The sequence below is a fragment of the Bacteroides luti genome (assembly GCF_900128905.1).
GTDB lineage: Bacteria > Bacteroidota > Bacteroidia > Bacteroidales > Bacteroidaceae > Bacteroides > Bacteroides luti.
Genome location: NZ_FQTV01000010.1, coordinates 80,086 through 101,610, shown reverse-complemented (window position 1 = coordinate 101,610; position 21,525 = coordinate 80,086). Strand labels below are relative to the sequence as shown.

Here is a 21,525-nt window from a genome sequence, read left to right as displayed (position 1 = left end):
AGTTTTTATTCAACGTCTCTTCAAAAAATGGAAATATAACTAGAATAAATTGAGGGGGTAACAAGGGTGTACCTTCTGAAACCCTTTGGTAGTGGGGGTGCTAAATTTTATACCAAGACATATAAAAGAAGTTTTTATTAAAGTTTGTCACCACCAGTCTAAAATATATACAATCCATTCAGATAATAAAAAAAATCCGGGCTATTAGCTTTTGCAAGCATAGTCCGGATTTTCTTATATAAGTTCCAGTTTGTTATAAAGTCTTCAATTCACGATAAAGTCGTTGAATAGGTAATCCCATAACATTAAAGTACGATCCGGTAATATTCTCTACCCCAATATAGCCAATCCATTCCTGAACGCCATATGCCCCGGCTTTATCCATTGGGAGATACAGATCTACATAATAATCTATTTCTTCGTCTGTTAATGTAGCAAATGTAACATCACTCACCGATGAGAAACTTCTTTGAAATGTTTTCGTTGTAAGACAAACACCTGTATATACCTGATGTGTTTTACCCGAAAGACTTCTAAGCATTTCTCTAGCCTCATCCATATCCTGAGGTTTACCAAGAACTTTGCCATCTAGCCAAACTATTGTGTCAGCAGTGATTATAAGTTGATCGGGCTTGATAAGATGCATGTAAGCATCCGCCTTTCCTTTGGCAATATAAACAGGAATCTCCCCTCCTACCAAGGTTTCGGGGTACGACTCATCTATATCGGGTAATGTTTTTACAGAATATTTTATTCCTAATCCAGTCATCAACTCTTTTCTTCTGGGAGAGTTCGATGCAAGTATTATTTTGTATTTACTTAAATTATCCAGCATTCTTAATTCCATTCTTTTACCAGCCAAAAGCTTCTCCATTCATCCATTTTCCCTGAGCCTTCAACACTTGCTCTACAACATCACGACCACAACCATATCCGCCATTCTTATGTGAAATATACATCGAAGCAGCTTTCACTTCGGGAGCAGCATCGGACGGACAACAAGGTAGTCCGCAGGTTTGAAGTACTTCCAGATCAGGAATATCATCTCCCATAAAAAGAATTTCTTCATCAGTAAGATTATACTTATTCTTAAAATCGTTATAATCGTTGATCTTTATGCTCGATCCCAGATAAAGGTCCTTTACTCCCAGTCCTTCAAAACGAACGCGTACAGCATTAGTCCTACCTCCAGTAATAATTGCCACAAGTAATCCATGCTTTACAGCCAACTGAATTGCATATCCATCTTTGATATTTACGCAACGCATTGGCTCTCCGCTTGGATGCAATGGAATAGTCTCAGGACTCAATACCCCATCTACATCAAAAGCCATTGCTTTTATTTTCTTTAAATCGTAATTTATAGTACTCATAGTTTATGTATGCTCTTACTAATCAATTTATAAATTTCCTGCATTTCAGGTTCGTTGGATAATAGCTCCAGATGCTTATTAATGATCTTCTCATCATAACGCACAGCCGGACCAGTTTGTGCTTCTTTAGGTGAAAGAACTTGCGCTTTCCTTTCAGTCTCTTCTATTAACGGAAGCATATAACTAAATGGCATTCCGTATTGTTGAAGCAATTTTTCTGCAAGGGCATACATGTGATTAGTAAAATTACAGGCAAAGACAGCAGCCAAATGAATTTGCCTGCGCTTTTCTGACGAAAGTTCACTAACATTATTGGTTACACAACTTGCTAATTCTTTTAAAAGTTGATTATCTGCAGAGTTATTGCTTTCAATAAAAGTCGGAATATTAAGGAAATCAACCTTTCGTTGTTTACTAAAAGTCTGAAGCGGATAAAAAACACCTTTCCGTTTTACTGAATCTGGCCAGACATTCAATGGTAAACTACCTGAAGTATGCGCCATTAAAGCATTTTCTTTACCAGCTATAATCTGAGGCATAAGTTCCACCAAGGCATCGTCTTTCAATGCTACAATATAGATATCGGCATCATTAATAACACTTTCCAGTTCTGTTGTATAATCAGCCTCAACAGCTTTTGCTAAAGTTTTAGCAGAATCTTCAGTGCGACTGTAGATCTGAGCTATTTTGATATGTCGGTCGTGGAAAGCCTCTGCAAGATTAGTTGCCAGATTTCCCGCTCCAATAAAAACGATTTTATTTTCCTTCATACTTATTGATATGTATCTTCTCCCACTGCAAATGTTCCTCATTAAAAGGTTTGCGTTCCATACCTTTATGTCCAATAGCAATAACCGAAAGGACCTGAAGTTGTAACGGGATATCCAATATTCCATGTACATATTCATCGGAAGACATTCCGGTAGCAGTAAATCGTTCACGAACCTGCACCCAGCAACTTCCCAATCCTAAATCTTCGGCCTGCAATTGAATCATAATAGAAGCGATAGAAGCATCTTCAATCCATACATCACTTGCTAACGGATCGGCAGTAACAACAATAGCCAATGCTGCTTCTGCTATAAAGTCAGCACTTTTATCTTTGCACTTAGCCAGTTTTGCCAACGTTTCTTTATCATCAACTGCTATAAATTGCCAGGGATTTGTACGTTTGGATGAGGGTGACATTAAAGCTGCTTTTAGTAAGCTCACCACTTCTTCTTGTTTCAGTTCCTCAGATGTAAACTTTCTGGTACTACGTCTGTTCTTTATCAATTCACTGAATTGTTCCATAATTATATCTGCATATTCGTTATTAACCGACAAATATACAACTAGGAATTTGATTTGTTGGTAAAAAAATATAAATTTGCAACTATATGGTATTTAAGCTTCTTACATATTATCACGCATATGATATTCCAGACTTACCTGGAGATAATGTATTTTATTCCAAAGAGATGTTTCAGATTTATGAAGCAACTCCGGGCTACACTCCTATTCTGGTTGTGGCTTATAATGGAACAAAGCCTATTGCCAAGATATTGACTGTTCTCAGAAAATGTATTCGCTTAATTCCTCCAAGCTTTATTCGCAGATGCGAAATTTATGGAACCGGAGAATATTTTGATGATGAGATAAGCTCTGAAGTCATCTTTGATAAAATGCTCGAGTACATTACAGATATTGGAATCCAGGAATCTTTCATATTAATATTCAGGAATCTGGAAAACTCATTATTCGGTTACAAAACGTTTCGAAAGAATCAATACTTTCCTATTAACTGGATGCAAGTAAGAAGCTCTCTGCATAAGACTTCCGACTTGCTAGATAAAGTTAGCGTATCTCGTAGAAGACAAATAAAAAAAGGCTATGCCAATGGGGCGTACGTTAAAGAGGCGAAAAGTATTGAAGAGATTCGAGCTTTCTCACAGATGCTTAAAATGAACTATTCGTATAACATTCGTAAAAACTTCCCTTGTATTGAATACTTTGAATATTTTGATGAGAAAGCTGTACACAGTGGAATGGGTAGAATATTCATTGTGATATACAAGGATAAAATAATTGGAGGTTCTGTACTTGTCTTTTCTAAAACGAATGCATATCTGTTATTTTCAGGAGGTATCAAAAAAACATATAAAAAACTATATCCTGGAGTACTCGCTATTTGGGAAGCCTTAAAATTTGCACAGAAAGAGGGTTATGAACATTTGGAATATATGGACGTAGGATTGCCTTTCAAGAAACATGGATACCGCGATTTTGTTCTTCGTTTTGGTGGTCAGCAAAAAAGTTCACGCCGCTGGTTCAGACTCAAATGGTCTTTCTTAAATAATTTTTTTGTTAGAATATACACATAATCTCTTTTTTACGTTATTATCTCTATATGATAGCACGGGATATTCTGTGCATAAAAAGAACGCATCAATATGAAGTACTGTGCACTTCTGGCACTCATAATAATATTCTTTCCTATAGCAATTATAGCTCAGGGAACAGCCAAAGTCTCCGGAATCGTTATGGATCAGGATAATAATCCAATAGAAATAGCCAATGTACGAATTCAGGGGCAGATAACAGGTACCGTAACTGATCTAAGAGGCCACTATTCATTAACCGTTCCATCAAAAGACAGTGTAGTTCTTGTTTATTCCATGCTGGGATATAATACAAAGAAAAGAGTATTAAAGAATCCAAAAGGCGAAATCACACTAAACGTTATACTACTCAATTCCGGATATGAACTCGGAGAAGTAACTGTAACTGAATCTAAGAGGCAAACTGGAATGACAGAAAGAATTAAAGCAAAAGATAGAAAGCTTATGCCGGATGCTTCGGGAGGAAATATTGAATCTTTAATTGCTACACAGGCAGGAGTAAGTTCGCATAACGAATTAAGCTCTCAATATAATGTGCGGGGAGGTAGCTTTGATGAGAATATTGTCTATGTAAACGGAGTAGAAATATATCGGCCATTATTAATTCGCTCCGGGCAACAAGAAGGACTTAGCTTTATAAATCCGGATATGGTACAAGAGATAGGCTTTTCTTCGGGAGGTTATGAATCAAAATATGGAGATAAAATGTCTTCCGTTCTGGATATAACCTATAAAAAGCCGGAACATTTAGAAGGATCTGTATCTACCAGTTTATTAGGAGCAAGTGCTTACGTAGGGTTTGCTACCAAACATTTTTCCATGACTAACGGTATTCGCTATAAAACCAATCGTTATCTTTTAGGAAGTTTGGAAACTAAAGGTGAATATGATCCAGCTTTCCTTGATTACCAGACTTATTTAAACTGGACGCCTAATAAGCGTTGGGAGTTTGGATTTATAGGTAACATATCCCAAAACAAATATAATTTCAAGCCAAAAGACCGGAATACAAAGTTCGGAACAATTTCGTCTATTCAAGAATTCAAAGTATATTTCGGAGGACAGGAAAGAGATTTGTTTCAAACCTATTTCGGTTCCGGAAGTATCACCTATCACCTTAATCCTTATAATGATATCTCATTTATCGGATCTGCTTTCCATACAAAAGAACAAGAGACTTATGATATTACCGGAGAATATTGGTTAAGTTCCTTAAATGGAAGTACATCTACGGAAACGACTAATGGTGCTGAAACCATTGGTGTAGGAACATATATGGAACATGCCCGTAATTATTTAAATGCAGATGTACAGAATTACTCTATTGCCGGAAGTCATAAGATTCATAGTAATCAAATAAAATGGGGACTGGAATTAAAAAAGGAATTTATAAAAGATAAACTTCGTGAATGGGAAATGAGAGACTCGGCAGGTTATTCTCTTCCTCACACAAGTAATAATGTTGAGTTGATTTATAGTCTGGCTTCAAAAAATAAAATAAGGAGTGACCGTTTCTCATTTTATGCACAAGATGTATATAAGTTCTCATCAAATATAGGGTTACTAACTTTCAACTTTGGAGTACGAGGCAGTTATTGGAACTGGAACAAAGAATTTATCTTCAGTCCACGAACTTCCATAGCGCTTATTCCAAGGTTTAATGAAGATCTGACTTTCCGTGCAGCATCTGGAGTTTATTATCAGGCTCCTTTCTACAAAGAATTTCGGGATACTACTACAATAGATGGAAATGCAACCGTTACACTTAATAAGGATATTAAATCTCAAAGATCCATTCATTTTGTATTGGCAGGAGATTATAGATTCAGAGCTCTTGGCAGACCATTTAAATTCACCACCGAACTTTATTATAAGAAACTGGATGATTTGATTCCTTACAATGTTAACAATGTGCACATAAGCTACTACGGTAAAAACATGGCCAGTGGATATGCAACGGGAATTGATATGAAACTATTCGGAGAATTTGTTCAGGGTACAGACTCCTGGCTTTGTCTTTCATTAATGAGAACTGAAGAACAGATAAATAATAAATGGATTCCACGTCCTACTGACCAGAGATACAACCTTTCATTTTTCTTCAGTGACTACTTTCCCGGAAATAAAAAATGGAAAATGAACTTAAAAGCCACCTTGGCCGATGGGCTTCCATTTGGTCCTCCTCATTCCGGAAGAGAAGAAATTGTATTTCGAACTCCGGCTTATAAAAGAGTGGATATTGGCATGTCCAGACAAATTATTGACAACGAAGATGGAGACTATCGTGGGCGTATCAGCCGCCATATTCGCAACATGTGGATTGGGATAGATATATTCAATTTGCTAGGTATCAACAACGTAAATTCTTACTATTGGGTTACCGATATCTCTAATAACCAATATGCTGTACCTAATTACCTAACATCTCGTCAAATTAATATTCGTTTACTTTTAGAATTTTAGTCGCATAAACAACCAAAATAAAATGCTGAAAAATTTCTTTATTAAGAAGTAATTGACTTTCTTTGTACTGTTTTGTCCATAGGGATAATAGTAAATACCAATGAAAAATTAAATAATTATGAAGATTTCTCACATTGAACATTTAGGCATTGCCGTAAAGAGTATAGAAGAAGCTTTACCTTATTATGAAAATGTATTAGGTTTGAAATGCTACAATATAGAAGTAGTTGAAGACCAAAAAGTTAAAACAGCTTTTTTAAAAGTTGGAGAAACAAAAATTGAACTACTGGAACCAACTAGTCCAGATAGTACTATTGCTAAATTTATTGAAAATAAAGGAGCAGGTGTACACCATGTTGCATTTGCAATTGAAGATGGAGTTGCTAACGCTTTGGCTGAAGCTGAAACGAATGGAATCCGCATAATCGACAAAGCACCTCGTTTAGGAGCTGAAGGATTACAGATTGCATTCCTTCATCCAAAATCTACCCTCGGCGTACTTACCGAACTTTGTGAACACTAATTTATTAACTTTAATATCATAAATTCATGAGTAACCAACTTGAAAAAGTAAAAGAGCTTATAGAACTACGTACTCAAGCTCGCTTAGGTGGTGGAGAAAAAGCTATTGAAAAACAACACGCGAAAGGAAAATACACTGCACGTGAGCGAATCGCTCAATTATTAGATGATGGAAGTTTTGAAGAAATGGATATGTTCGTAAAACATAGATGTACAAACTTCGGTCAGGAAAAGAAATCATATCTTGGTGATGGAGTTGTTACCGGATACGGAACTATCGAAGGTAGATTAGTTTATGTTTTCGCACAGGACTTCACAGTTTTCGGAGGTTCTTTGTCTGAAACTATGGCACAAAAGATCTGTAAAGTTATGGATCAGGCTATGAAGATGGGGGCTCCGGTTATTGGACTTAATGACTCTGGAGGTGCTCGTATCCAGGAAGGTATAAACGCGCTTGGCGGATATGCTGAAATTTTCCAGCGTAACATTCTTGCATCAGGCGTTATTCCTCAAATTTCTGGTATTTTTGGTCCTTGTGCAGGTGGAGCTGTATATTCTCCAGCATTGACTGACTTTACTTTAATGATGGAAGGTACTTCTTATATGTTCCTTACAGGACCTAAAGTAGTAAAAACAGTAACTGGTGAAGATGTTTCTCAAGAAGACTTAGGAGGTGCAAGTGTACACTCTTCAAAATCCGGTGTAACTCATTTTACTGCTAAAACAGAAGAAGAAGGTTTATCTATAATTCGTAAGCTACTTAGCTTTATTCCACAAAACAACTTAGAAGAATCACCTCTTGTTCCTTGCGATGATCCAATAGACCGTTTGGAAGACTCTTTAAATGAAATTGTTCCTGACAGTCCAAACAAGCCTTATGATATGTATGAAGTTATAGGTGCGATCATTGACAACGGAGAATTCCTTGAAATTCAAAAGGATTATGCTAAAAATATTATAATCGGTTTTGCCCGCTTTAACGGACAATCTGTTGGTGTTGTAGCTAATCAGCCTAAATATCTTGCAGGTGTACTTGATAGCAATGCTTCACGTAAAGCCGGACGTTTCGTTCGTTTCTGTGATGCATTTAATATTCCTATAGTAACTTTAGTAGATGTTCCGGGATTCTTGCCAGGAACAGGACAAGAGTACAATGGAGTTATTCTTCACGGAGCTAAACTACTTTATGCTTATGGTGAAGCTACAGTACCTAAAGTAACCGTTACTCTTAGAAAGTCATACGGAGGTTCACATATTGTAATGAGTTGTAAGCAACTTCGTGGCGATATGAACTATGCATGGCCAACTTCTGAGATTGCAGTTATGGGTGGTGCCGGCGCAGTAGAAGTATTGTATGCAAAAGAAGCAAAAACAGCTGAAGATCCTGTTCGCTTTATGGCTGAAAAAGAAGAAGAATACACCAAGTTGTTTGCTAATCCATACAATGCGGCAAAATATGGTTACATTGACGATGTTATTGAACCAAGAAATACTCGTTTCCGTATTATTCGTGCTTTACAGCAATTGCAAACTAAGAAGTTAACTAATCCAGCTAAAAAGCATGGAAATATTCCATTATAAGTAACTATAAAACTACAAGTTATGAATAAAATAAATAAAGGAATATTAATCATTTCATTGCTTGCCGGAAGCATTGGAGCGAACGCGCAAAACCTTCGCACTAATGATTCTAAAGGCATAGGAATGGCCATTGCTGCTATGATAATTATTTTTGTTAGTTTGATTTTTTTCTATTTTGTATTCAGGATTATTGCTAATATTTCTATTCAATTATCCAACAAGAATACGATGAAGGTTAAAGGAATCACAGATAAAAACCAGGCTACAGGTCCGGAATCCGGAGATGTACTGGCAGCAATATCAATGGCATTGCACGAATATCAGGATAATGTTCACGATGTAGAAGATATGGTATTAACCATTAATAAGGTTAAACGTAACTATTCTCCATGGAGTTCTAAAATTTATACTTTAACAGAAACGCCACGTAAACGTTAGAAGCATTTTCAATATTAATTTTAAATTTAATAAAAGATGAAACAATATAAATATAAGATCAATGGAAACCTCTACAAAGTTACGGTTAACGACATTGATGAAAATAATATCGCTACTGTTGAAGTTAACGGTACACCCTACAAAGTGGAAATTGAAAAAACTGTAGCTCCTAAACCAGTAACTCGTCCGGCTGCTGCTCCTAAAACTGAAAGTGGCAAGCCTGTAGTTTCTCGTCCGGCTGCAACATCAAACAAGAGCGCTGTTAAATCTCCGCTTCCAGGTATTATTCTTGATCTCAAAGTAAAAGTTGGAGATACAGTAAAGAAAGGAGATACTGTTCTTATTCTTGAAGCGATGAAGATGGAAAATAATATTCATGCAGACAAAGATGGAAAAGTTACTGCTATTAATGTAAACAATGGAGATTCTGTTCTTGAAGGTACAGATCTTATCATAATTGAGTAATAGTATGGGAGAGCTTGGAACATATTTATCAAATAACTTAGCTGACTTCTGGAGTTATACAGGATTCGCAAACGCTACGCCAGGCGCACTTATTATGCTGCTTGTGGGGATGTGTTTAATATATCTGGCAATAAAGAAAGACTTTCAGCCAATGTTATTGATTCCTATCGGTTTTGGAATACTAGTAGGAAATATACTTTTCATGATAGGTGCCGATTCTGGTTCTTATGATGATTCTGTATTCAATGTTTTATATCAAGGTTTGGAAAGTGGTTGGTATCTTCCATTAATGCTTTTAGGCATTGGAGCTATGACCGACTTTTCTGCTCTGATCTCTAATCCTAAATTAATGCTTATCGGTGCAGCAGCTCAGTTAGGTATTTTCGGTGCTTATATACTTGCTATGATTCTTGGGGTTGATCCTGCTCAGGCTGCTGGTATAAGTATTATTGGTAGTGCAAACGGTCCTATTGCTTTATTCCTGGCATCTAAATTGTCTCCGGAATTAGTTGGTATCGTTGCTTTATCTGTTTATGCTTATATTGCTCTGATACCTGTAATACAACCACCATTAATGCGCTTACTAACCAATAGCAATGACAGAGTTATAAAAATGAAACCAGCTCGTCAGGTATCACATACTGAAAAGTTAGTATTCCCTGTTGTTGGATTGGTTCTTACTTGCTTATTGGTACCTTCGGCTTTGCCATTATTAGGTATGTTATTCTTTGGTAATCTGCTTAAAGAAAGTGGCGTTACCCGTCGTTTAGCAGAAGCAGTAAGCGGAACATTGCTTGATATTGTAACTGTACTTTTAGGATTAACAGCTGGGGTAACACTTACAGCAAGTAACTTCTTTACAGTTAATACAGTGTTCGCAATAGTCATTGGCATATTAGCAATCATTATTGCAACAGCTTCGGGCATACTATTCATTAAGCTGACAAACTTATTCCTTAAAGAAGGTAATAAGATTAATCCACTTATTGGAAATGCCGGAATTGCTTCGCCTTTGGCAGCAAACATCTCAGAAGAAATTGGTTTGGAATATGATTCTACTAATTATCTTTCTGTACATGCCATGGGGCCAAACGTAGCTGGTATTATTGGTGCCGCATTGGCTGCAGGAATACTTATGAGTTTTATTATGTAAAATAAAAAGCCTTTAATATTAAAGCGTCTGCTCTTCTTTATGAATTGCAGACGTTTTTTTATGCTATAAATGAAAACGTTTGCATAGACTCCAGTAAAGAGAAGTAAAATATAAACTTAATATCATCGATATTTTATGTACATTCGCTTAAACGTAACATTTATTAATTTAATCATGAGAAAAACACTTTTAACTTTTATCTTGTTTATAACAGCAGTTGGTATGAATGCTGCCAGTAAAATAGATAAGATTGATCCATCTTTCTGGTATGTAGGGATGAAGAATCCAGAGCTTCAATTGATGGTATATGGAAAGAATATATCTTCGTGCGATGTTTCTGTAAATTATCCTGGAGTTCATCTTAGCAGTATTGTAAAATTAGAAAGCCCAAATTATCTTTTGGTATACCTCACTCTCGATAAAGATGTTAAGGCTGGTAACATTGAACTTACCTTTACTCAGGGAAATAAAAAAGAAATTAAGTATTACGAGCTAAAAACAAGAGCTAAAAAAGGGGCTGAAAGAATTGGTTTTGATTCATCAGACGTTCTCTACATGCTTATGCCTGATAGATTTGCTAACGGAAATGCAGCAAATGACAATGATAAAGCATTATCGCCTTCTACTGTAGACAGAAAAGACCCGAATGCACGTCATGGAGGAGACCTTGCAGGTATAGAGAAACACCTTGATTATTTTAATGAATTGGGTATAACTGCATTATGGTTTACTCCTGTTCTGGAAAATAGTATGACTGGAGGTTCGTACCACGGTTATGCAACAACGAATTACTATAATGTAGATCCCAGATTTGGCACTAACAACGAATATAAAAATCTGATTGACAAAGCTCATAACAAAGGTCTTAAGATAGTTATGGATATGATTTTCAATCATTGCGGTTCAGAACATCCATGGTTAAAAGATATGCCATCACACGATTGGTTTAATTCTCCTGATTACGAAAAGAACTTTGTTCAGACTAACTTTAAATTAACACCACATGTAGACCCGTATTCATCGGATTATGATTTCAAAACGATGAACGATGGATGGTTTGTTCGTTCAATGCCCGATTTAAACCAGAGAAACCCACACGTACTTCGTTATCTTATACAGAACAGCTTCTGGTGGATTGAATTTGCTGGTATCGACGGCATTCGTATGGATACATATCCTTATGCTGATTTCGATGGAATGGCTAAGTGGATGAAAGAGATAAACGAAGAATATCCTAATTTCAACGTAGTTGGCGAATCATGGGTAACCGAACCTGCATATACAGCTTACTGGCAAAAAGATTCCAAGCTTGCAGCTCCACGCAATTCAAACCTGAAAACTGTAATGGATTTTAGTTTTTACGATAAAATAAATCAGGCTAAAAATGAAGAAAGCACAGAAGACTGGAAAGGATTAAACCGCATTTACAATAATTTTGTTTATGACTATCTCTACCCTAACCCATTGTCTGTAATGGCTTTCCTTGATAACCATGATACAAATCGTTTTCTGGAAGACGGAAACGATATTGCCGAATTAAAACAAGCCGTAACATTACTGCTTACAATTCCACGTATTCCGCAACTCTACTATGGAACTGAGATTATGATGAACGGTAGAAAAAATGTAAGTGACGGATATGTACGTAAAGACTTTCCGGGAGGATGGGCAGGTGATGCACAGAATGCTTTCACAAGAGAAGGACGAACTCCTATTCAAAATGAAATATTCGATTATATCTCTAAACTTCTGCATTGGCGAAAAGATAATGCTGTAATTTCTGAAGGAACAATGAAACATTTCATTCCACAAAATGGTATTTACGTCTACGTTCGTAGCTTTGAAGGCAAAGCTGCCATGGTTATTCTTAATGGTACCAATAAAGAACAAGTGCTTCCAATAAAGCATTATAATGAAGTACTAAACAATGCTACAACCGGCAAGGATATTATCAGTGAAAAGAATATTGATTTGACTAAAGACATAACACTCAATCCAAAACAATCAATGATTATTGAATTATAAATCACCGAATTATAAAAAAGAAGTGGCTGTACTTTTAAGGTACAGCCACTTCTTTTTTATATTGATTTACTTATTAACTAGCAGTTATAGGAACTGGATTAGGAGCTTGTTCTTTCTTTGCCGTACTTTTATTAGTATCAGGTAGACCATTCAATAAAATCTCGTTATGATCACATTCCGGATTTATAGCATTTACATCTACATTTCCACGAATACCATCAATTCTTCCCTTACGAGTATATTGCCATATATGCCAGTTATTGCCATCGGGTAATACCGGATTTCCATCTCCATATTGAGCTATAAAAATTTTATAATCTTTATAGCGATCTACCAAATAGCGATTATAAAAAGAAGGCATTGTGTATAATACAGGTTTCTTACCATAAAGAGCCTCCACTTCATTTAGAAAAATCTGAAGATTCTTATGAAGTGTATCAGCAGTCCAATATTTACATTCTTCAATATCTACTACAGGAATAAGATCCTGAGTATCCTTATTCACCGTTTGCTTAAAGTTTTCGAACTGTTCTTCGGCCGATGATTTTGTAGAAAAGAAATGATAACTTCCCACCAAAAATCCTTTTTCTTTTGCCAGCATTACATTTCTACTATAGCATTCATCTTTAATAGTAGCCCCTTCGGTAGCCTTAACATAAACAAACCTTATGGGATTATTCTCATAATGAGTTACCTTCTCCCAATCAATCGTTCCCTGGTAATGAGATACATCAATTCCACAAATTCCATCCACAATTCTTGGAGGAGCCGGTGCAACTTTAATATGTGTACGTGCTTTCACTTTACGATGATGATGTTTCCTCTTCCGGGCATCAACATGTGGAGAGAATAACAATAACAACAGGGATAATATGATTGATAAATATTTCTTCATTAGTATTGAAAAATTAAAAAACGCTGCTAAGTTAAGGAATATATTCGGAGGATCATATTTTTTAATTATTCTTTATAATTGATTTGTTTTATTTTATAAATAAACCATTTATTGAGCACAGATAAAGTCTTTACTCGCCTTACAATTACCATTTGGTGTACACCTTTCAATAACTTACTCTACACTATTTTAGTGAAAAGTGTACACCTTTTGCAAAAAACAATATCAAAGAGAGCTTTAAACATCAATAATAAAACAATTAATCTTTTTTTAATATTATAAATTTGAATAAAAGAAACATCGAAACCGTTTTTCATCTATATTTGCCCACATTTTAAAAATTAACTGAATTCAGAAACAAACTACTAGAAAAGATGGGAAAACAAGTATTCCAAACTGAAAACACATCAAGGTGGAAAAAGTTTAAATGGACAATGAGATTTTTCTCTTTTATCGTGTGCATACTTATTGCTGCATTGATAATTATGCTTATTATTGACAAAAGCCCCTCTCTCCCATTCCGACATGATTACCGAAGTGTTGTAACAGCCTCTAAACCTTTCATGCAGGAATCAAAACTATCAAAGGAATACAAGGGATTCAGAGATTATATTTCTGATAAAAAGTTTCATTCCAATTACGAAAAGGAGAAACTTGCAGCTCAGGCCAGATATAAAAAGTTTGAAACGAACTTTAATGATAAAAACTCGAATAAAATAATAAATAGCTGGGACATGTTTCCTGCAGGATTACGTTCTGCGTTTTATGTAGCATGGGACCCTCAGTCTTTCTTCTCATTAAAAAGGAATATCCGCAATCTGAACCTCATAATACCAGAATGGTTCTTTATCGATCCTAAAACCGACGAGTTAAAAACGAATGTCGATGTACAGGGATATAAACTTATGAAGAAAAGCGGTGTTCCTATCATGCCGATATTAAGTAACAACTTTGACCGCGAATTCCGTCCCGAAGCCATTGGCCGTATTCTTCATAATGAAAAAAAGAAAAAGAAAATAATTCAGGAAGTATTAAAGCAATGTCTTAAAAATAAGTTTATAGGAATCAATATTGACTTTGAAGGTCTGAACGAATCCAAAAACGAGTATTTGCTTAATTTCGTAAAGGAAATGGCTGATGCCTTTCATAAGGAAGGACTGCTTGTTACACAAGACATTATGCCTTTCAATGAAGATTACGATGTTACTCAACTTGCCAAATACAACGATTATTTATTCTTAATGTCATATGATGAATACTCATCAGACAGCGATCCGGGTCCTATCAGTTCACAAAAATGGATTGAAGCCACAGTTGACGACCTCGCAAAGAAAGTACCTTCAGAGAAAATAGTTCTTTGTCTTGGAGCATTCGGTTACGATTGGCCGGCAGCAGCAAATTCTACACCTAACGTTACCTATCAGCAAGCATTATCAAGGGCTTATGTAAGCAAGTCGAAAATCAATTTCGACAACGACACCTACAACCTGAACTTTGCTTATAAAGATGATAAAAACACCGTCCATCAGGTTTACTTTACCGATGCTGCAACCCATTTCAATACAATGAGATTTGGTGCTGAATACGGACTGGCTGGTTTCGCTGTCTGGCGTCTTGGTAGTGAAGACAACAGAGTATGGAAATTCTATAATAAGGATATTACTAAAGAAGCTGCTAAAAAAATTAGCAAGAAAGATCTGGAAGATGTAAAAATGGTCAAGGATGTCGACTATTTTGGCGACGGAGAAGTGCTTGATGTTGTAAATGTTCCTCACCCTGGAACAATAAAAACAGAAATAGATAGCGCTGAGATGTTAATATCTGAGGAAAACTATATTAAAATACCAAGTACTTTTCAAATAAGAAAGTATGGAATGGCTCCACAAAAAATGCTCGCGTTAACATTTGACGATGGTCCGGATGAAAAGTATACTCCTAAAATTCTGAATATTCTGTCACAATATCATGTACCGGCAGCATTCTTTGTTGTAGGACTACAAGCCGAAAAGAATTTGCCTATTCTTAAAAGAATATATAATGAAGGTCATTTAATAGGAAATCATACATTTACTCACCGAAATGTTGCTGCTATCACACCCGAAAGAGCACTAATAGAGTTTAAACTAACCCGATTGCTTATTGAGTGTATTACAGGTCACAGCACAATTCTTTTCCGTGCACCATATAATGCCGACAGTGAACCGGTAACTATGGAAGAAATTATTCCGGTAGCACTGGCCAGAACACAAAACTATCTGGATATTGGTGAAAACATCGACCCGGAAGACTGGCAGATAGGAATAAAAGCGGATACAATCTTTAAAAGAGTAGTTAAAGCTGTTGAAGAGCAACGTGGAAATATTATATTGCTCCATGATGCAGGTGGTGAGACCAGAGAAGAGACTATAAAAGCTCTTCCTATGATTATAAAATATTTCCAGCAAAAAGGATATACATTTACCAGCATTTCTTCTCTGCTGAACAAAGATAGAAATGTGTTAATGCCTGCTGTTCCAAAAGGTAGCGGATATTATATAATGCAATCAAATTTGGCCCTTGCCGAGCTTACCTACTGGGTTGGTAATTTCTTAACTTCACTCTTCATTATATTTATTATTCTGGGTATTGCCCGATTAATATTTATGATGATATTGACATCAAGAGAGAAAAGGAAAAAAGTAATATTAGATAGTAACTTATTGGAGAATGCGCCACTGGTCTCTATTATTGTTCCAGCTTATAATGAAGAGGTCAATGCAGTTTCTTCACTCAATAATTTACTGAAACAAGATTATCCTAACTTTAACATCATCTTTGTTGACGATGGAAGTAAGGATGAAACTTATAAGAGAGTATGTGAAGCCTTATCAGAAAATGAAAAGATGAGAATCTTCACTAAACCTAACGGTGGTAAAGCTTCGGCGCTGAATTTTGGTATTCAGCATACCAATGCCGAATATGTGGTTTGCATTGACGCTGATACCAAGCTTTATCCTAATGCCGTATCGTTAATGATGCTTCATTTTCTGGATAAAAGCAACAATGAAAATGTTGGAGCTGTAGCCGGTAACGTAAAAGTAGGTAATCAGATTAATATGCTTACCAAATGGCAGGCTATAGAATATACTACCAGTCAGAACTTTGACAGACTTGCCTATGCCAATATTAATGCAATAACAGTTGTTCCGGGTGCTATTGGTGCATTTAAGAAAGCTGCGATTGACGAAGCTGGTGGCTTTACAACAGATACACTGGCCGAAGATTGTGACTTGACAATACGTATCCTCAAAGCTGGATATCGAATTGTAAACGAAAACAAAGCGATTGCAATGACTGAAGCTCCGGAAAAGACCAAACAGTTTATCAAGCAAAGAACACGATGGACATTTGGAGTGATGCAGACTTTCTGGAAACACAGAGATACCTTGTTTGATAAGAAATACAAAGGCTTAGGAATATGGGCAATGCCAAACATCCTTATATTCCAGTTCTTAATTCCATTTTTCTCACCGTTGGCGGATATATTTATGCTCGTAGGTATCTTTGCTGGCAATGCTACGAAAATTGGAATATACTATCTGCTGTTTATGCTTGTTGATATCAGTATATCTGTACTAGCTTTTATCTTTGAAAAGGAAAAGGTATCCAAACTTTTCTGGATAATACCGCAGAGATTTGTTTATCGGTGGATAATGTATATTGTTCTTTTCAAGAGCTTTAAAAAAGCCATTAAAGGTGAACTACAAACATGGGGAGTTCTGAAAAGATCGGGAAATGTTGCAGATTTGTAACAGAATAAACTATAATTAAATAAAAAAGAAGGTGGAAAATTGAGAATAGAATCTCAACTTTTCACCTTCTTTTTATACACCCCTACTCTTTTTTATTTTAATATCTTAAATGTACCCAATGGTGTTGCCCAAAAGTAAACAATCCATTTTTATACCTTTATCTAAAAGTTTCTATCTGAAACCACTTTCAAATATTCAGTTCTAAGAGTTTTCGTTTTACTTATTGAATAGCCTCATCACTTTATAAAATAGTATATTCTATTTCATTACTTTTGTAGAACTAAAGGTTCCATCAGTATATTGAGTCCTAACAATATAACATCCTTTTTCCAAACTGATATTATCTAGCTCTGATGCACTTTTCAATTTATTAATCAAAATTCCATTAACTGAGTAAATATAAACATTACTAACCTCTTTCGGAGAAGATATAATATCGTTTATACCTGAAGACAGTGTACTGAAATCTGTAAATATCTTGAATTCATGAGCAGGAACCATGATAACCTGACTAGTAGAAACAGGAGAAGGTACATCCGTTATATAATTATACCATAAACCAGAATGAGGGAATGTTACAGTAAGATTTTTGTCTGTACTCGTGAAATTACCAACAACAACCAAGTGCTTCTGTTTGTCGGCCGACTCAATGGTAATAAATCGTCCATTAGTCCAGTTCGTAGTTTCAACCTGCCAGCTAAAAGTAGAGTTAGATGAAATTAGATCAGGATAAGATTTTCTAAGCTTAGCCAGTTTACTATATACATCATACAAACCTTTACGAGCTGTATCATCATAATAATTCCAAAGCACAGGTTTTTCACCAACACGTCCGTTATAATCAATAGAAATATCATAGCCCAATTCTCCAAATTGCCAAATCATCTTTGGTCCGGGTACTGTTAAGAAGAAGGCAGCATTGGTAGCGGCTTGTTTCATTCTAACTGATAAGTCAGTCTTTATAGTTCCATCTCCCCAAGTTAAAGCTTTATATGAAGTTCGTTCTTCATCGTGACTTTCCATATATCCAACCAGACTTCCGGCAGGCATACTTGATGTTCCGGCATATAAACCCGTGAAAGAACCCTCTGTACTAAATCCCATAGCTGTTTGACAATAAGCATTATTCATATTACGCCAAAGCATAATACCGGCACTTCCAAGTTCTGATTCTTCAGATGTTTCAGCCAGATGCTCACAAATAACATAAGCACCCGATTTACGTTTCCAAACTTCAGATGCCATACGCTTTAAGTTTGCAATACGAGCTGCATCATATCTATTTGCCCAGTTATCATCGGTACCATGTATTGTATTAGAAAAGCCTTTAGTGAAATCATAACGAAAACCGTCTACTTTATATTCATTCATCCAATAACCGGCAACACTGTCCACCAAAGCACGAGTATAAGTACTTTCATGGTTAAAATCATATCCCCAGGATAATGAAGGATTACTTATGTTAGAAGTCTTGTTGTACCATGGATTATTAGCAGAAGGAGTTCCGTCGGCATCTGCATAAAGCTTATAGAAAGGTGATTGTCCATAACTATGATTTAAAACCATATCAATAATTACTGCCAATCCTTGTTTGTGACATTCGTCAACAAAAGCCTTCATATCGTTCTTTGTTCCATAGTATTTATCAACTGCAAAATAGAAAGAAGGATTGTATCCCCAGCTGCTGTTTCCATCAAATTCATTGATAGGCATAAGCTCAACTGCATTTACACCCAGCGATTTTATATATGAAACCTTTTCCTGAGCTGCTTTAAAAGTATGTTCTGAAGTAAAGTCACGAACCAACATTTCGTAAACAATCAGTTGATCTTTATTCGGACCGGTAAAATTACTTACTTGCCAATTATATGCAGCTTGTCCTGTTTGCAAAACAGAAACTATACCTTCGGCCTTACCAGTTGGATATTTTTTAAGATTTGGATATACTGATGAAGGTATATATGAATCATTCCATGGATCAAGTAGTTTATCAGCATACGGATCTGCAATATAGATAGATCCATCTACCACATATTGAAATGCATATTCCTGCCCAACCGTTAGCCCTGTCAATTTAATCCAGAAATATTCACCATCCTTTTTAAGTTGATATTGTGGCACCAATTTCCAATCATTAAAATCACCAATTACATAAACCGTATTTTTATTAGGAGCCTGAAGAACAAGCGTTGCTTCAGTATCGCTATTATAATTGATACCCGGCTTTGCTCCAGCCGGTAAAGTTGCATTTTCTGTTGTTCCCAGAACATTTACTGTGATAGTATCTGAAACCGTTACAGTTCCGGATTCTGCAGAAACTATAACTGTTGATGTACCTACAGTGGTAAAAGAATGTGTAGCAGAAATAGAAGTAGCATTACTCTGTGATGCTATCTGAGTTCCATCAACAAAAAGTTTAAGAGTAGCAGCAGTAGAACTGGAAGCCGTCATTGAAAGAGACTGCCCATTATTGACAACAACGGGAGAAGTAGAAGGTGTATCAAACCTGACGGTAAGTCCTGCCTCATGCACATCTACAAAAATATCTTTAGAGCCAGTATCTTTTCCCTCTTTTGAATTATCAGAGCTACGAAATACAAACACCATTTTTTTTATGGTTTCACCTGCAGGTACACCATAATATGAACGAATATCAGGAGTGATAGACAGCTGCCATTTATTATTGCCCAAGGAAGTCAGCTTATATTTTGAACTATTATTTCCCCACGTTGGAGCATACTTCCAATCAGAAGAACTGGTACTTTTATCAGTAATAACACCAGTATGAGCATAAACATCACCCGTGTAATCTTTTAGCCCTTGAGTTCCTTGTGTTGCATCGAATACAATAGTTACAGCTGCATTCTGAATAGGGAAAGCAGGAGTAGTAGTGACTATTTGCGCTGATAACGGCAATATCAGAATTAGAAAAAAGAAAAAAGAGTATAGTTTTTTCATAAGCTAATTGTTCTAAAAGGATAAAAGGCCGCCCGTTAAGGGACGGCCTTTCTATCTAATTATTATATAAATAATCAATTCTTAACAATGGAATAGGTATAAGCTTTCGGATTACCTAAGTTTAATGTAATAGTATAACTACCGGCTGTGGTTACTGAAATATTATCACCACCATAAGTCAGATTAGTTAATGATCCTCCCATATTTATATCCCATGCATCATTAGCACGGAATTTGAATGAACCTACTGCCAAATCTGTGGTTACAGACCATGAACTGGTTGCAGCATTAAATGTCATTGCAGTTGAGGTATTCCATCCACCTGGAGTTGCATCACCAATAAGTCCCCATACGGTCTTTGTTGCAGTATAAGTAGCAGGAGTTGCACCTAAATTTGCAGTTAAACGATAGAAACCAGCTTCTGTAACTGATAAATTACCAGCATCTTTATCTGTGCTCAGCGTACCAGTACCTCCATCACCATAATTTGTTCCTGTCCAGCTAGGTTGAGCAGAAAACTTAAATGCCTGATTAGCTGCTGTGAAGTTTACATATCCGTCATACTTCATATCATAATTCTGACAGTAAATTATTGGAGCTGAAGCTGGATCCCATCCCTGATGTGCACCAGGTACATAAAGCTGAAGAACCATATCGCCAATATACTCAATTTTATAAGTATACTCCATCATATTCAATGTAATCTTCACGTATCCAGCCTCTGTTGCAATCTTTCCAGCCTGTGGATTAGTAGCAATCAACGAACCGGTCATTGAAGTATCTCCATCTGTGGCAACACCCAAAACACCGGCAGCCCAAACATCACCAGCAGTAACATTAGATTGTGGTATAATCTTCCAATAACAATCCTTAGGAACCTTTACAACTGCAGTAAAATATGAATCTTCATAAACATCTTTATCACTATGAGTGAATTTAATAAGCTCTGCGCCATCCCCCCAATTGTTCATGCCACCAATCAGATAATAAGCAGATTCAATTTTCGGTGCCTTTGGAGTAACAATTATATTAATTGTATCCGAAGATGCACGGAACACCTGACCGTTGGAACTCATATAAGCATTAACAACACCTTTCATTGTTCTTGCCAATGGACGTTTGCCAAATAAAGAATTAACAGTAGACTGAAGTTCCTCTTTTGATACTTGTCCACTCTTATTCAATGCTAAAGTTATTTTCTTATCGAGAACAATATCAAATCCTGTTATAGTCTGTCCCTCACTCACTGCCGGAGCAGTGAATGAGCATATCTTAACAGAATCAGTAGTTACAGTCGCTAAATCTATTGTTGTTGCAGACGCAGCAGTAGCTGAGAAAGTAACTGTCTTCCCATCTTCCTGCTTCCAGCTTTGAGGAGCAGCAACATCTTCATTGAAGTCTTCGTTACAAGCTGTAAAAGTTGTAAGAGCAGACATCAGCAAGAAGGTATATAATGATATTTTTTTCATACTAATTCTTA

At 36.1% G+C, this 21,525-nt stretch carries 16 protein-coding genes; 9 read left to right on the top strand and 7 right to left on the bottom strand.

Annotation, left to right across the window (positions count from 1 at the left end; all coding sequences use genetic code 11):
- Window positions 1–253 precede the first annotated feature (253 nt).
- From BUC21_RS10360 to BUC21_RS10345, 4 genes are read right to left on the bottom strand one after another with little or no spacing between them, the layout of a single operon-like run.
- Window positions 254–835: a Maf-like protein gene (locus BUC21_RS10360; RefSeq protein ID WP_073402122.1), complete on the bottom strand. Its 582-nt coding sequence runs from the start codon at window positions 833–835 to the stop codon at window positions 254–256.
- 16 nt (window positions 836–851) lie between these two features.
- Window positions 852–1,373 carry a KdsC family phosphatase gene (locus tag BUC21_RS10355; RefSeq protein WP_073401950.1) on the bottom strand — a complete coding sequence of 174 codons (522 nt, stop codon included), beginning with the start codon at window positions 1,371–1,373 and terminating at the stop codon, window positions 852–854.
- On the bottom strand, window positions 1,370–2,155 hold the full coding sequence (locus tag BUC21_RS10350) for a Rossmann-like and DUF2520 domain-containing protein (protein WP_139261400.1): 786 nt from the start codon (window positions 2,153–2,155) through the stop codon (window positions 1,370–1,372). Before BUC21_RS10350 ends, BUC21_RS10355 begins: the two co-directional genes overlap by 4 nt.
- Window positions 2,130–2,666, bottom strand: coding sequence for a nitroreductase family protein (locus tag BUC21_RS10345; protein WP_073401946.1), 537 nt, complete (start codon window positions 2,664–2,666; stop codon window positions 2,130–2,132). The genes BUC21_RS10350 and BUC21_RS10345 overlap by 26 nt, the downstream gene beginning before the upstream one ends.
- A gap of 86 nt (window positions 2,667–2,752) precedes the next feature.
- On the opposite strand from BUC21_RS10345, the gene BUC21_RS10340 reads away from it, so the two are divergent.
- The 8 genes from BUC21_RS10340 (at window position 2,753) to BUC21_RS10305 (ending at window position 12,401) form a co-directional block, all read left to right on the top strand.
- Entirely contained in the window at window positions 2,753–3,736 is a 984-nt protein-coding gene (locus tag BUC21_RS10340; RefSeq protein ID WP_073401944.1) for a GNAT family N-acetyltransferase, read from the top strand.
- 69 nt (window positions 3,737–3,805) lie between these two features.
- Window positions 3,806–6,217, top strand: coding sequence for a TonB-dependent receptor (locus BUC21_RS10335; RefSeq protein WP_073401942.1), 2,412 nt, complete (start codon window positions 3,806–3,808; stop codon window positions 6,215–6,217).
- Window positions 6,218–6,335: 118 nt separating this feature from the next.
- Window positions 6,336–6,740, top strand: a complete 405-nt coding sequence (gene mce / locus BUC21_RS10330) for a methylmalonyl-CoA epimerase (protein ID WP_073401939.1) — start codon at window positions 6,336–6,338, stop codon at window positions 6,738–6,740.
- Window positions 6,741–6,766: 26 nt separating this feature from the next.
- The gene (locus BUC21_RS10325) at window positions 6,767–8,320 is read left to right on the top strand and encodes an acyl-CoA carboxylase subunit beta (RefSeq protein ID WP_073401937.1); all 1,554 of its coding nucleotides are present in this window, start codon (window positions 6,767–6,769) and stop codon (window positions 8,318–8,320) included.
- A 21-nt stretch (window positions 8,321–8,341) separates the two neighbouring features.
- Entirely contained in the window at window positions 8,342–8,758 is a 417-nt protein-coding gene (locus BUC21_RS10320) for an OadG family protein (RefSeq protein WP_073401935.1), read from the top strand.
- 36 nt (window positions 8,759–8,794) lie between these two features.
- Entirely contained in the window at window positions 8,795–9,223 is a 429-nt protein-coding gene (locus BUC21_RS10315; RefSeq protein ID WP_073401933.1) for an acetyl-CoA carboxylase biotin carboxyl carrier protein, read from the top strand.
- A 4-nt stretch (window positions 9,224–9,227) separates the two neighbouring features.
- Window positions 9,228–10,376, top strand: a complete 1,149-nt coding sequence (locus tag BUC21_RS10310; protein ID WP_073401931.1) for a sodium ion-translocating decarboxylase subunit beta — start codon at window positions 9,228–9,230, stop codon at window positions 10,374–10,376.
- 174 nt (window positions 10,377–10,550) lie between these two features.
- Window positions 10,551–12,401 carry a glycoside hydrolase family 13 protein gene (locus tag BUC21_RS10305; protein WP_073401930.1) on the top strand — a complete coding sequence of 617 codons (1,851 nt, stop codon included), beginning with the start codon at window positions 10,551–10,553 and terminating at the stop codon, window positions 12,399–12,401.
- 73 nt (window positions 12,402–12,474) lie between these two features.
- On the opposite strand, the gene BUC21_RS10300 is transcribed toward BUC21_RS10305, so the two are convergent.
- Window positions 12,475–13,296, bottom strand: coding sequence for a glycoside hydrolase family 25 protein (locus BUC21_RS10300; RefSeq protein WP_073401928.1), 822 nt, complete (start codon window positions 13,294–13,296; stop codon window positions 12,475–12,477).
- A 374-nt stretch (window positions 13,297–13,670) separates the two neighbouring features.
- On the opposite strand from BUC21_RS10300, the gene BUC21_RS10295 reads away from it, so the two are divergent.
- Complete coding sequence (locus BUC21_RS10295) at window positions 13,671–17,087, top strand: trifunctional glycoside hydrolase family 18/polysaccharide deacetylase/glycosyltransferase family 2 protein (protein ID WP_073401925.1); 3,417 nt, start codon at window positions 13,671–13,673, stop codon at window positions 17,085–17,087.
- A gap of 258 nt (window positions 17,088–17,345) precedes the next feature.
- On the opposite strand, the gene BUC21_RS10290 is transcribed toward BUC21_RS10295, so the two are convergent.
- Entirely contained in the window at window positions 17,346–20,045 is a 2,700-nt protein-coding gene (locus BUC21_RS10290; RefSeq protein WP_073401923.1) for an alpha-amylase family glycosyl hydrolase, read from the bottom strand.
- Window positions 20,046–20,119: 74 nt separating this feature from the next.
- Window positions 20,120–21,514 (bottom strand): Outer membrane protein SusF domain-containing protein, encoded by a 1,395-nt coding sequence (locus BUC21_RS10285; protein WP_073401921.1) that lies wholly within the window; start codon window positions 21,512–21,514, stop codon window positions 20,120–20,122.
- Between the last annotated feature and the right edge of the window lie 11 nt (window positions 21,515–21,525).